11 protein-coding genes and 1 tRNA gene are annotated in these 12,570 nt (G+C 61.3%); 5 read left to right on the plus strand and 7 right to left on the minus strand.

Annotated features, from left to right (window positions below):
- The gene (locus tag NF78_RS31520; protein WP_156119943.1) at positions 1-168 is read right to left on the minus strand and encodes a hypothetical protein; all 168 of its coding nucleotides are present in this window, start codon (positions 166-168) and stop codon (positions 1-3) included.
- A 223-nt stretch (positions 169-391) separates the two neighbouring features.
- Here NF78_RS31520 and NF78_RS31525 point away from each other — a divergent pair, with 223 nt between their 5' ends.
- From NF78_RS31525 to NF78_RS23820, 3 genes are read left to right on the plus strand one after another with little or no spacing between them, the layout of a single operon-like run.
- Complete coding sequence (locus NF78_RS31525) at positions 392-565, plus strand: hypothetical protein (protein WP_156119944.1); 174 nt, start codon at positions 392-394, stop codon at positions 563-565.
- A gap of 9 nt (positions 566-574) precedes the next feature.
- Entirely contained in the window at positions 575-2,725 is a 2,151-nt protein-coding gene (locus tag NF78_RS23815; RefSeq protein ID WP_035992292.1) for an Rne/Rng family ribonuclease, read from the plus strand.
- 19 nt (positions 2,726-2,744) lie between these two features.
- Positions 2,745-3,332 (plus strand): ribonuclease HII, encoded by a 588-nt coding sequence (locus NF78_RS23820; RefSeq protein WP_225885406.1) that lies wholly within the window; start codon positions 2,745-2,747, stop codon positions 3,330-3,332.
- A gap of 65 nt (positions 3,333-3,397) precedes the next feature.
- Here the strand turns inward: NF78_RS23820 and NF78_RS23825 are convergent, their stop codons facing one another.
- Complete coding sequence (locus tag NF78_RS23825) at positions 3,398-3,772, minus strand: YccF domain-containing protein (RefSeq protein WP_035992298.1); 375 nt, start codon at positions 3,770-3,772, stop codon at positions 3,398-3,400.
- A 194-nt stretch (positions 3,773-3,966) separates the two neighbouring features.
- Here NF78_RS23825 and NF78_RS23830 point away from each other — a divergent pair.
- Positions 3,967-4,048 (plus strand) — tRNA-Leu (locus NF78_RS23830).
- 67 nt (positions 4,049-4,115) lie between these two features.
- On the opposite strand, the gene NF78_RS23835 is transcribed toward NF78_RS23830, so the two are convergent.
- The 3 genes from NF78_RS23835 to NF78_RS23845 are packed head-to-tail and all read right to left on the minus strand — an operon-like array spanning position 4,116 to position 5,994.
- Positions 4,116-4,388: a DUF3143 domain-containing protein gene (locus NF78_RS23835; protein WP_035992301.1), complete on the minus strand. Its 273-nt coding sequence runs from the start codon at positions 4,386-4,388 to the stop codon at positions 4,116-4,118.
- A gap of 44 nt (positions 4,389-4,432) precedes the next feature.
- A complete protein-coding gene (locus NF78_RS23840) occupies positions 4,433-5,101 on the minus strand; it encodes a J domain-containing protein (RefSeq protein ID WP_072016232.1) in 669 nt (222 codons plus the stop codon).
- A gap of 53 nt (positions 5,102-5,154) precedes the next feature.
- Complete coding sequence (locus NF78_RS23845; RefSeq protein WP_318655506.1) at positions 5,155-5,994, minus strand: hypothetical protein; 840 nt, start codon at positions 5,992-5,994, stop codon at positions 5,155-5,157.
- A gap of 120 nt (positions 5,995-6,114) precedes the next feature.
- Between NF78_RS23845 and NF78_RS23850 the strand changes: the two genes are divergently transcribed.
- Positions 6,115-7,182 carry an NAD(P)/FAD-dependent oxidoreductase gene (locus NF78_RS23850; protein WP_035992307.1) on the plus strand — a complete coding sequence of 356 codons (1,068 nt, stop codon included), beginning with the start codon at positions 6,115-6,117 and terminating at the stop codon, positions 7,180-7,182.
- A 25-nt stretch (positions 7,183-7,207) separates the two neighbouring features.
- On the opposite strand, the gene NF78_RS30010 is transcribed toward NF78_RS23850, so the two are convergent.
- Positions 7,208-7,387 (minus strand): hypothetical protein, encoded by a 180-nt coding sequence (locus tag NF78_RS30010; RefSeq protein ID WP_072016233.1) that lies wholly within the window; start codon positions 7,385-7,387, stop codon positions 7,208-7,210.
- Positions 7,388-7,820: 433 nt separating this feature from the next.
- The gene (gene gltB / locus NF78_RS23855) at positions 7,821-12,506 is read right to left on the minus strand and encodes a glutamate synthase large subunit (RefSeq protein ID WP_263970687.1); all 4,686 of its coding nucleotides are present in this window, start codon (positions 12,504-12,506) and stop codon (positions 7,821-7,823) included.
- Between the last annotated feature and the right edge of the window lie 64 nt (positions 12,507-12,570).

Here is a 12,570-nt window from a genome sequence, read left to right on the forward strand (position 1 = left end):
CTAATCGGGAGAGGCGATCGCACGGCCGCGCGATCGCCTCTCCCCAGTCTTTTCCTCAACTAGCGCAGCGCACCAGATCATCGCATCAGTCCATCGCACCCGGCAATGTAAATCAACATTGCGGGTGCGAATTTTGCCTACTTGTGGTAAAAAGGTACGCAATGTCATGTCGCGGCTTCTGCTTGACGCTATAATGCACACAGCAGGAGCTGATGTACCTGAGCAAAGGTGCATGGCAAGTGTCTTAAGCAGCTACACATCCTTAGCGCTCAAGGCTTCTGTAAGAATTTTTGTTCAGCTTGTGCGGTTTATCCCAAGCAGATCTAGCGCAAACGAGATCCACTACGAACAAGAATTCCCAGAGTCGCCCAGCGGGTTAGGTGATCTGTGCATGCCCTTAGGAAGCAGGAGTTCATCGCGGTGTCGCGGTGTGCTCTATGGCAAAGCCTTTGCAAACGAGTTTTCCGGCGACCCGGTGGCGGTGTTGACGTGGCTGGTGAATGGCCAAATCACCCACTCAGGGCAGGAAAAGCAGACTTTATTCGCCCTGGTGAGCGTTGTATGAGGAATTTGAATGCCGAAGCAGATTGTTATTGCTGAGCAAAACCGAATCGCTGCGGTTTTTTCTGAAGATCAGATCCAAGAGCTAATTGTGGCCACCGGAAGCCACCAGGTTAGCGATATTTATTTGGGCACAGTAGAAAATGTGCTGCCCGGTATCGATGCCGCCTTTGTCAACATTGGCGACAGCGAGCGCAATGGCTTTATGCACGTCACTGACCTGGGGCCGCTGAAACTAAAGCGCAGCGCTGGTTCTATTACCGAACTAGTCGTGCCCCAGCAGAAGGTGCTGGTGCAGATCATGAAGGAGCCCACCGGCAACAAAGGCCCTCGCCTGACTGGAAATATTTCTTTACCCGGTCGCTACCTGGTCTTGATGCCCTCAGGCCGTGGGGTCAACCTGTCCCGTCGCATTCGCAGCGAGAGTGAACGCAACCGCCTGCGGGCTCTGGCCATTCTAGTAAAACCAGCGGGCATGGGGCTACTGGTGCGTACCGAGGCCGAGGGCATTAGCGAAAATGCCATTATTGAGGACTTAGAAACGCTGCAAAAGCAGTGGGAGAGCATTCAGCAGCAGGCGCTAGCCACTCGCCCCCCCGCCCTGCTGAACCGCGATGACGACTTTATTCAGCGGGTGCTGCGCGACGCATACAACGCCGACGTCAACCGGATTGTGACCGATTCGGCCACCGGTATGAAGCGGGTCAAGCAGCACCTCGCTAACTGGAGCGATGGTCAGGTGCCCGCTGGGGTGCTGATTGACCACCACCGGGAGCGCACTCCAATTCTGGAATATTTCCGGGTCAATGCAGCCATTCGCGAAGCCCTCAAGCCCAGGGTAGACCTGCCCTCCGGCGGCTACATCATCATTGAGCGCACCGAAGCGCTGACGGTTATTGACGTCAACTCGGGTTCTTTTACCCGCTCGGCCACCGCCCGCGAGACGGTGCTGTGGACCAACTGCGAGGCGGCTACCGAGATTGCCCGGCAGCTGCGCCTGCGCAACATTGCCGGTGTCATCGTAGTCGACTTTATCGACATGGACTCCCGGCGTGACAAACTGCAGGTGCTGGAGCACTTTACCAAGGCCCTGCGCTCCGACAAGGCCAGGCCGCAAATTTCTCAGCTGTCTGAGTTGGGGTTGGTTGAGCTGACCCGCAAGCGGCAGGGGCAAAACATCTACGAATTGTTTGGTCGCCCCTGCCCAACCTGTGGTGGGCTGGGGCACCTGGTTCACCTGCCAGGGGAGGGTACAGCCAGCAGCGGGCAGGAAGCACCTCGGGCCATGGCCTCTGGCGGCGGAGCGCTCCCATCCGTAGCTCCCGCTTTGGGTGAAGTTGATGCCCTGGAGGGGCACCCCGATCTGCAGGAGCTAGATCTGGGCAACCACCCCAGCTACCAGGACCGCTCAGGCCGGGGGAACAACCGCCGCCGGCGTCGCCGCGATTCCCTGCCCGCTACCCGGGGCAACGGCAAAGACGCTCCCGTTGCGAAGGACGGGGGGGGAGCAGCGGCCAGTTTTGATGCTAAAGACAAAGAGTCAACTGAGTCGGTGGCCCCGGTGCTCACCACCAAACCGGATGACGATAAGGCCCCGCCTCGGGGGCGCGGCAGGGCGGGTGGACGCAACGACGTACCGAGTGATTCCGGGCGGAATCGCAAAACGGCTCCCGAGCCCCAGGTCGTGACGGTTGAAATGACTCCCGATGAGCAGCGTATCTACGCCATGATGGGAATTTCCCCTATGGTGCTGTCGACCCAGGAGGTGTCTGATCCGCGCAATGTGGTGGTGTCTGTGGTGCTGCCAGGCCAGGCCCCTGCGGAGTCAGCTTCCCCGACTCCGGTCTCTGCTACCGAGACTCCTGTAGAGGCCCCTGAACTGGCGATCGCAGAATCGGCGACGGCGGCGCCCAAACTGTCTTCCAATCGAGCGGTGCGTACACGTTCGGCTCGCGCCAAAGAGCAGGCTGAACAAGTCGCCCCCGACAGCCCAACTCCTCTGCCAGAGGCGATCGCTGGAATTGCAGAGCCCGTGGTCGAACCTCCAGCCGCTGCTGGACCTGAGCCTGCCGTCGCCGAGGCTGAGCCAGAGGAGGCTGCGAGTACTGTCCGTCGCCGTCGCCGTCGCCGTTCCTCGGCCGCTGACGATGGGGGTGACGAATAGCTGCTGGGGATAGTTGGCGGTGGAGTACCCAGAGAACGCGACAACCCTGATTGCCGGGGTTGACGAGGTGGGCCGGGGTTGCCTATTTGGGCCCGTGGTGGCCGCAGCGGTGGTGCTCTCGCCCAGCGCTTGCGAACAGCTCCAGGGACTGGGGGTGACCGATAGCAAGCGGCTCAGTCCGGCCCGGCGCGAAGGTTTGGTTGCTCCCATCCAGTCGCTGGCGGCAGACTATGCCCTGGGACTGGCCACTGTGTACGATATCGAGCGGATAAACATCCTCTACGCCAGCCTTTTGGCTATGCGTCGAGCCGTGAGTCGACTCACCACCACTCCAGACCTCTGCCTGATTGACGGCAACCAGCCTATCCCCAATGTGCGGCTGCCCCAGCAAACGGTCGTCCAGGGCGATCGCCTGCATACCGAAATTGCCGCCGCCAGCATTTTGGCCAAAGTCTGGCGCGATCGCCTGATCGTGCGGCTCGATCGCCGCTATCCCGGCTATCATCTGGCCCGCAATAAGGGCTACGGCAGCGCGGCCCACCGCCTGGCCCTGCAAACCCTGGGGCCAACCCCCCAGCATCGGCGCAGCTTCAAGGGCTGCACATAGTAGATCGGTATAGCCCTACGGTTTCTACCCCGATGTTGACCCAGTTTGGTGTCCGGTGCCGGGGTTTAACTCGGCTCAAAGCGGCGACCAAAGGGAAAGAGGGCCAGGGGTAGCAGCTTGATATGCTGCTTGGCAAAGGGCAGGCCAATGATCGTAATGGCTAAAATTGCGGCGTGAAAGAGGTGTGCCAGGGCAATTTCCCAGCCGAAAAAAAACAGCCAGGCGACGTTCAGCACAATTTTGAGCGTGCTGTTGGGGTTGCTGTCCTCCACCAGCTTGCGGCCAAAAGGGGTCATCGTTGCAATGCCCAGCTTGATCGCCTGAAGGCCAAAGGGAATGCCAATAATGGTCAGACACAGCACCAGCCCGCCCAGAATATAGCCCAGCCCAGCGAGAAAACCGCCAAAGATCAGCCAGATGACGTTGCCCAACAAGCTCATGGTTTACTCCCTGGAGCTGTACCTGGCCCTATTATACGTGCCCCATTATACCTAACGAAGACTGAGGCGTTGGGGGAGAGCCCTTAGGGCGATCGCAACTCGGTCAGAACCGCTCCCAAAGCTGTTTAGCCATAGAATTGACGCCAGGTAGCTTCCCACAGCCCGCCGTTGTTTGCTATGCTTAAAAGCCGAATGCGGATGTGGCGGAATTGGTAGACGCGCTAGATTTAGGTTCTAGTGTCTTCGGACGTGAAGGTTCAAGTCCTTTCATCCGCATATAGTTTAAACGCCGTGTCAAAAGCCCTACTGATGGGCCTTGACCACCTTTCGGTTCGAGCGCGGCTCAAGGGCCTGAGAAAATGGCCTCTTCCAGGTCTTGGCGGCTGAGGGAATATTTGAACACCCGCTGGATGTCTTTACCATCGGCTCCCACACTGATGTAGCGCACGATAATACAGTCGGTTTCGAGCACAATCTCAGCTTCCCAGCGGGGACGAACCACATGCCAGCAGTGGAGTTCGCCGCTGGACTGGGTGCAGCCCTGCTGACGCAGCCAGGTTTCAATGTCGGGGAGGGGATGGTTGTAGAGGGGAGTAGCCGCAGAGGGAAGGACCATAGAAATGAGGAGTTGGGCTAGAGGATAAGGGTAGGCAGGTTTAGCTAAAGCCAGGTGGGTGGCGCGGCCGGGGGTCTTAGCGACCTGGGTAGATCCGATTGTGGCGCAGGCTTAGGGAATTCCGAGGCCGACGCCGGGGGGACATCAGCTTCAGAAGGCAGGGCGTTTGAATCGGGAACGGCGGTGTGCCCACCCAATTCCTGTCCATCTGCCGAAAGGGTTTGATCAACAGCGGTCTCGGCAGTTTGACTCACATCGAGGCCCAACTCACTCGCGTAGTCGCCCCGGGTGAGGCCCACGGTAACCACCAGCGCCAGGCAGGCGACGAAGGTGAGTCCCAAAATAAAGAGAGCAAAAATTTCTCCCGCTGAGAGGGGGCGATCGGTCGGGTCGAGGTACATGTTGGCGGGTTCCCGACGCTGGGGGGCATTCGAGGTCTGCCGCAGCGAGTCGAGGGGCTGCATCACCGAAATTCGCGAGTAGCCGACCTGCTGATCGTAGGCCCAGCGGCGATCGGGGCTGCTGAGCACAGCGTAGGCATCGTTGAGCTGCTGAAACTTTTCTGTGGCTTCGGCCGCAGGCAGTTCGGTGGTGTCGGGGTGGTAAAGCTTGCTCAGGTCGCGAAAGGCGCGTCGAATTTGCTGGGGGCTCGCGGTAGGCTTGACCCCCAACTGGTCGTAGTGGGTTTTGAGCTTTGGGTTTACGTCAGACATAGCATCCCACTGGCAGAGCAGATGGCAATAGGCAAGGGCTAAGGTCTATGCGCCTAGGCCAGTTCCCACGCTTCAAACGATCCGGCTTCAAAGGATCGGGTCAAGCGAATTTGAGCCAGGGTGAAAACCACTGGAATCACGCGGCTGTAGTTAGTGGCCACCGCCCGCCAGCCCAAGTCGGCCAAAAACCAGCCCCACAGAGCCGGTCCCAATACAGAAAAAACGGCCCGAGTGGCACCATAGCGGGCCGCACTGGCCGCCACCCCTCGAGAGGCCATCCGCAGGGCAAACCGCTGGTGGATTTGAGCCACCACCGTTCCCCCCCCTTTGACCATAGCCTGACGAGCTACTTCGTAGCGAGCTAGCTGAAAGGCCATCTGGCGGGCGATGTGCTGGAGGAGCCAGGGGCGCAGTAGGGCACTGACCGCTACCGCCCCGCTGCCTTTGGCCAAAAGCCCCATGGGGTTCGTTTGCAGGGCCAAAGGCAGGGCTTCAAACTGAGCCAACCCGGCCAGGGACTGGCGCAAAGACTGCTGGAGGCGATCGCGCTCGACCTGGGGCAGCTTCTTCCAGTTGCTGCGCAGCAGGTGTAAAAAGACCTCGGCCTCCAACTCATCAGTGCTCCAGGCCTGAGCGTAGGGAACTTTGAGGTAGTGGCAAACCTGCACCAGCGCCTGCCGATAGGTGACCCGCTGACTCTGGCCGTGGATGACGGTTAACCCATCGGCCGCCAGAAACCGAAAGCGCTGCTCCAGGCGATCGAGCCACTGCTGTCGACTGCCGCTCTGCACCACCAGGGGGTCAGCCTTGTGCAAGTAATCTAATGGATTGAACCGAGGCCGAAACAGCAGGTCTGTGAGGGCCAAAAGTTCGTCGTCTGTCGCTAGCTCCAAGGCAGACCGCAGCTCATCCACCGGGCGTCACCGTCTAAAAACTGTCTTACATTTTTACACAATTCCCCAGGATAAGATGGTGGGCAACGGCGACAGGGCAAAATTCCAGGAGCGATCGGCATGGCAGAAGTGGTGGTGATTGGGGCTGGGCCGAGTGGACTCACCGCGGCTCAGGCGCTGCACCGGGCCGGCTACTCGGTGGAGGTGGTCGATAAATCGCGGGGCCTGGGCGGGCGAATGGCGACCCGCCGCATTGGCAAAACCGCCGTAGACCACGGCTGCCGCTACTTGCAGCCCTTTACCGATGTCGAACCTAGCCCTATTGTTGACCTGGTGAAGGCCGGGGTACTTTGCCTCTGGCAACCAGAGCGGTTTGAACTGGGAGCAACGGGGAAACTAGCCGCTGCGCCAATTGATACGGGTTACACCGCGCCACACTACTCCGCGCCCCAGGGGATGAGCGCGATCGCTAAAGCAATGGCCCAGGGGCTGACCATCCGGCGGCACTGGCGAGCCACTGGGCTCACCCCGCAGCCGCCGGGATGGCGCATTGAGGGGGAAGGGTTGGACCCCAGTGGCGAACCCCAGGCCCAGGCCCTTGAGGCCAAGGCCGTGGTGATTGCCATCCCCGCCCCCCAGGCTGCCGCCATCCTGAAACCTGCGGCCCAGAACCGGGCAGCCCTGCAGGAGCTTGTGCATCGGCTTCAGCCGGTGGACTTTGAGGCCGTAATTACCGTGATGGCAGGCTACGGCCTGGGGGCAACGGCGCCGCTGCTGGGGCAAAAGGGCACGGCGGGGTGGATGGTGACCGGCAAAAATCACCCGACCCTGCGGTGGGTAGGCTTAGACAGCAGCAAACGCACCGATCCTGAGGAAGCGGTGGTGGTGTGCCACAGCACCCCAGCCTTTGCGGCCAGGGCGCTCGAGCTGACTGATCTGGAGCCTGCGGGGAACACCCTGCTGGCAGAGGCCACCAGCCTAGGGGCATGGGTGGGATCTCCAGCGTGGATGCAGGTCCATCGCTGGCGCTACGGCTTTGTCAAGCGTGACCTGGGTAGCCCCATTTTGACTAGCCCCAGTCTACCGACGCTGGTCGGTTGCGGCGACTGGTGCAGCGGCGGAAATGTCGAAGGCGCGATCGTCTCAGGCCGCCAGGCTGCCGCAGCCATTGCCCAGGCCCTGGGCTAGGGTAATGGCATTAAGGGCTACGTAGCTAGGCGTTATTGCTGGAATAATCGCTGTTCTCTTTGTCTTCACTGCCCTCTTCATCGGTAGCGCCGGAATTGTTACGGCGGAAGAATCGCTGGTTACCGGAGCGCTTCTTACGAAACTTGCGGGCGTAGGCTTGGTTGCGTAGAGCTTTTTCTTTCTTAGGGTTGCGACGTTTAGACATTCATTGACCTCAGACAACAGGGCAGGTGTGATCAGCAAACAAAGAATGGCGGTTGAATAGAAAAAATTCCCAACCTCAGGGAATCACTGGCGGCTCGACTTGGATCAGCAAATCCAGCGGCACTGGCTCCAACCAGACACTCTGCCCGCACTGGCACCGCCGCTGACGACGGGCCATGACCAAAGGTTTACTTTAGCACATAGGGATGCCGCCACCCAGAGCCGGGGAGGACAGGAATGCAAGCGGAGAGCCTGGTCTCCTAGGGGCTGTCATCAATTAGCTGTCAAACGCTCGAAAATCAAGGGTTACAGCCCCTGGCCCGACCCAAAGGACGGGCCAGGCAAAGCTTGAGATACCGAGCTTTTGGCCATAAGCTTTTGGCCATAACTGATAACATGCCCCAGTATGCCTGGGCCCCTGGACAGTTCTATGTCTAGGACTGACTGGGACTGAGCACCTTCTCCACGCTGGCCGTATCGGGGTTAGCCTCGGGAGTATCGGCTTCCGAGGGCGGCACCACCTGCCAAAACTTGGGCAGATACTCACCCCAGTTGGCCAGAATCTGTCTGGCTTTGGGGCTACCGGTGTGGGCCAGGTGGGCTTCGATCAGGGCCTTCAGCTGAGCTTCCCCAGCCGCGGTAATCACCCGCTGCACCTTGACGATTTCGGGATTGACCCGCACCGGAAACCGACCGTCTTCGTCGAGGAAGTAGCCCAGGCCGCCGGTCATACCGGCGCCCACGTTGCGGCCCACGGGCCCCAGCACCACGATCGCGCCGCCGGTCATGTATTCGCAGCAGTGATCTCCGGCTCCTTCGATCACGGCCTGGCCCTTGGAGTTGCGGACCGCAAACCGTTCCCCAGCGGTGCCGAGGGCGTAGAGGGTCCCGCCGGTGGCTCCGTAGAGACAGGTGTTGCCCACGATTACGTTGGCGGATGGGTCGTAGGTAATCTCTGCCGGAGGCTTGATCACGAGCTCGCCGCCGTGCATACCTTTACCGACGTAGTCGTTGGCCTCGCCGACCAGGGTTAGGGTCATGCCGGGCAGGTTGAAAGCGCCAAAGCTCTGGCCAGCGCTGCCCGCAAAGGTGAGGTTGAGCTGCCCTTCAAAGCCTGAGTTACCGTACTGTTTGGCGATCGCTCCGGCGACGCGAGCGCCGATGGTGCGGTCGGTGTTGAGCACGGTGTAGGTCTTCGTCGCGCTGCCCTGGGACTGAATCGCCCGCTGAATATCCGCATCGGCCAGAATTTCGTCGTCGAGCACCGGACCATTGCTGTGGACATCGCCGTGCTGGAGCCAGGCCCGATCGCCCCGCCCGTCGGGCAAGTTCATCAGGGTTGAGAGATCCAGCCCCTGGGTTTTGGCCAGCGACACCCCCTGGCGGGGGCGCAGCAGATCGGCCCGCCCCACAATGTCGAGCAGCGAGCGATAGCCCAGGCGGGCCAGCAGCGATCGCACTTCTTCGGCAATGTAGAAGAAGAAGTTGACCACATGCTCGGGCACCCCGGTAAACCGCTGGCGCAGCTCTTCTTTTTGGGTGGCGACCCCCACCGGGCAGTTGTTGGTGTGGCAAACCCGAGCCATGATGCAGCCCTCGGCGATCATGGCGATGGAGCCAAAGCCAAATTCCTCGGCCCCCATCAGGGCCCCCATCACCACGTCCCAGCCGGTCTTGAGACCGCCATCCACGCGCAGGGTGACGCGATCGCGCAGTTCGTTGTCCATCAGCACCTTGTGCACTTCGGTCAGGCCCAGTTCCCAGGGCACTCCGGCGTGCTTAATTGAGCTCAGCGGCGAGGCTCCGGTGCCGCCGTCGTGGCCCGACACCTGAATCACGTCGGCGTTGGCCTTGGCCACCCCGGCGGCGATGGTGCCGATGCCCACCTCAGACACCAGCTTCACCGACACCCCGGCCCTGGGATTGATCTGGTGCAGATCAAAGATCAGCTGGGCCAGGTCCTCAATCGAGTAAATGTCGTGGTGGGGCGGCGGCGAAATCAGGGACACGCCGGGCTTGGAACGGCGCAGCATGGCAATGTATGGGCTGACCTTTTTGCCCGGCAGCTGTCCACCTTCGCCTGGCTTGGCCCCCTGGGCCAGCTTAATTTCGATCTGGTTGGCGTGCATCAGGTATTCGGGGGTGACCCCAAAGCGGCCCGAGGCCACCTGCTTGATGGCGGAGCTGGCGGTATCGCCATTCTTTAGTCCGCGCAGGTGGGGGAACGTGGGGGAGTTTCCCTCGCCGTCCACATCCGAGAGCACGGTGAAGCGAACCGGGTCTTCGCCGCCCTCCCCCGAGTTGGACCGACCGCCAATTCGGTTCATGGCGATCGCCAGCACCTCGTGGGCTTCGCGGGACAGCGCTCCCAGGGACATGCCGCCGGTGCAGAAGCGGGCCATGATGGTCTCGACGGGTTCCACGTCGTCGAGGGAAATGGGGGCGCGATCGCTCTCAAAGTCCAGCAGATCCCGCAGGGCCGTGATCGGGCGATTTTCGAGCTGAGCGCGGTACAGCTCGTAGTGGTCGTACTGGCGATCGGCCACCGCCTTATGCAGCAGCTTCGACATGGCGGGGTTGTTCATGTGGTACTCGCCGCTGGGCCGCGACTGCACAAACCCCATGTTCTGCAAGCGCTTGGCCGACAGCTCGGGGAACGCCCGCTGGTGGAAGCGAATGGTCTCCTGGGCCAGCTCGGCCAGGGAAATGCCCCCCAGACGCGACGTGGTGCCTCGAAAGGCCAGATCGAGCAGGTCGGGGCCAATGCCGATCGCCTCAAAGATCTGCGCCCCCCGGTAGCTGGTGATCAGCGAGATCCCCATTTTGGAGAGAATCTTGAGCAGCCCCCCATCTACGGCCTTGCGGTAGTTGTCCTGGGCACCGTTGAGGGTGGTGACGGGCAGCTTGCCGGTCTCCATCAGCTTTTGGGTGCGGCTGTCATTCCACCAGTGCCGCACTGACTCCAGGGCCAGGTAGGGGCAGACAGCGCTGGCCCCGTAGCCAATCAGGCAGGCAAAATGGTGGGTGCTCCAGCACTGGGCCGTATCGACAACCAGCGAGGTATGCATGCGCAGCCCGTTGCGAATCAGGTGGTGGTGCACTGCCCCGATCGCCAGCAGCGGTGGGATATAGCTGGTCTCAGCGGAGAGGGGGGCGGGGGTGCCCTGGCCATCTACGCGATCGCTGAGGACGAGGATAGTCTTGCCGGCCTTGACCGCCTCATCGGCGCGATCGCACAGGGCCTCCACAGCGTTTTTGAGCCCCACAGGGCCGTCCGTAATCGAGTACAGGGTAGATAGGGTGGCGGTGGCAAAGCCCGACGCGTGGATCTGCTCCAGCTCCACCTCGTTGATCACCGGGCTTTCCAGCTTCAGCAGCCGGGCGTACTCGGGCTGCTCATCCAGCAGGTTGCCCTGGGCCCCCAGCTGGGTGGCTAGGGACATCACCAGGCGCTCCCGCAGGGGGTCGATCGCCGGGTTGGTCACCTGGGCAAAGCGCTGTTTGAAATAGTCGTAGAGCAGGTGCGGCTTCTCAGAGAGCACCGCATGGGGCGTATCATCGCCCATGCAGAAGGTCGGCTCTTTGCCCTGGGCCGCCATATCCTGAATGATCATATCGATGTCTTCGGCGGTGTAGCCAAAGGCACTCTGCTGGCGCAGCAGGTCGTCGGAGGCGTAGAGCGGAGCTTCGGCAAAGAGCTGAGGCGGCAGCTCCGTCCGGTGCTCCTGCAGCCACTGGCCGTAGGGGTGCCGGGTGGCCACCCGCTGTTTAATCGCCCAGTTCTTGAGAATTTCCTGGCTGTGCAGGTCAACGGCAATCATCTGGCCGGGGCCAAGCCGCCCCTTTTCGAGAATGTCCTGGGGGGGAACGTTCAGCACCCCGGCCTCTGAGGACACCATCAGCAGGTCATCTTTGGTCACCACGTAGCGGGCCGGTCGTAGCCCGTTGCGATCGAGGGTCGCCCCCACCTGGGTGCCGTCGCTAAACACGATCAGCGCCGGGCCATCCCAGGGCTCCTGTAGGCCGCTGTAGTACTCGTAGAAGTCGGTAATTTCGGGGTAGGCATCCAGTTCGGGCTGGTTGTTGTAGGCCTCGGGCACCATCATCATCAGCGCCTCCTGGGGAGAGCGCCCCGATCGCACCAGCATCTCCATCACATTGTCGAGGTTGGCCGAGTCGCTGTTTTCGGCGTTGACAATCGGCTTCAGTAGGTCAAAGCGATCGCCCCAGATTGGATGGTACAGATCGGCCTGGCGGGCCATCATCCAGTTGATGTTGCCCACCAGCGTATTGATCTCGCCATTGTGGCCCAGCAGGCGCATGGGGTGAGCCAGGGGCCACTTGGGCATGGTGTTGGTGCTGAAGCGGCGGTGATAGACCGCAAAAGAGCTGACGTAGGCGGGATCCCGCAAGTCGCTGTAGAAGGCGGCCAGCACCGCCGATCGCACCATGCCTTTGTAGACAATGGTGCGGCAGGAGCAGGAGCAGACGTAAAACTCTTTCAGCCCCGCGACGACCGCCGCCGCCAGATCCCCAGAGTTGGCCACGGCATTGGCAACCAGGTGGAGTACCTGGCGACGCACCAGGTACAGACGGCGCTCCAGGTCGTCTCCGGTTTCGGTGGTCGCCGTCAGCAGGAGTTGCTCGATGCGGGGCTGATACTGCTTTGCCAGCGCACCAAGGGTCTCGGGCCGCACGGGCACCACTCGCCAGCCCACAACCTCCAGGCCAGCCTCGTCGTTCACCACCTGGTTGAAGGTGTCCCGCACTAGGTCGGCGGCGGCAGGGTGGTTGGGCAGAAACACCATCGCCACCCCGGTGCGATCGCGCTCCAGGGAGCCATGGCCCGCTTCCTCAGCCCAGCGGTTGAGCACAGCCCACGGAATCGCCGTCATCACCCCGGCCCCATCGCCAGAATCCTGGTCGGCGCAGCAGCCCCCCCGGTGCTCCATGCAGTCGAGGGCATCCAGCGCCCTGGCTACTAGATCGTGGCTGGGGCGGTTCTGGCGATCCGCCAAAAAGCCTACGCCGCACGCATCCCGCTCCTCAACCAGTGACTTGGGCCCCCAGTTGGGCCACTCAGAAGGGGTTTGCTGCCGAGATTGATAGGGTTGATTCACAGGTGTACGTCCCATGGGAGAGCAGAGCAAATAGCAGTAGTGGGCAAAAACTAAATGGGTTGGG

This window comes from Leptolyngbya sp. KIOST-1, assembly GCF_000763385.1.
GTDB lineage: Bacteria > Cyanobacteriota > Cyanobacteriia > Phormidesmidales > Phormidesmidaceae > Nodosilinea.

Excerpts from the sequence above, each read along its gene's own strand:
- NF78_RS23850 (WP_035992307.1), top strand. The coding sequence starts at position 6,115 with ATGGCAGAAGTGGTGGTGATTGGGGCTGGGCCGAGTGGACTCACCGCG.
- NF78_RS31520 (WP_156119943.1), bottom strand. The coding sequence starts at position 168 with ATGACATTGCGTACCTTTTTACCACAAGTAGGCAAAATTCGCACCCGC.
- NF78_RS23825 (WP_035992298.1), bottom strand. The coding sequence starts at position 3,772 with ATGAGCTTGTTGGGCAACGTCATCTGGCTGATCTTTGGCGGTTTTCTC.
- NF78_RS23815 (WP_035992292.1), top strand. The coding sequence starts at position 575 with ATGCCGAAGCAGATTGTTATTGCTGAGCAAAACCGAATCGCTGCGGTT.
- NF78_RS31525 (WP_156119944.1), top strand. The coding sequence starts at position 392 with ATGCCCTTAGGAAGCAGGAGTTCATCGCGGTGTCGCGGTGTGCTCTAT.
- NF78_RS23835 (WP_035992301.1), bottom strand. The coding sequence starts at position 4,388 with ATGGTCCTTCCCTCTGCGGCTACTCCCCTCTACAACCATCCCCTCCCC.
- NF78_RS30010 (WP_072016233.1), bottom strand. The coding sequence starts at position 7,387 with ATGTCTAAACGTCGCAACCCTAAGAAAGAAAAAGCTCTACGCAACCAA.
- NF78_RS23840 (WP_072016232.1), bottom strand. The coding sequence starts at position 5,101 with ATGTCTGACGTAAACCCAAAGCTCAAAACCCACTACGACCAGTTGGGG.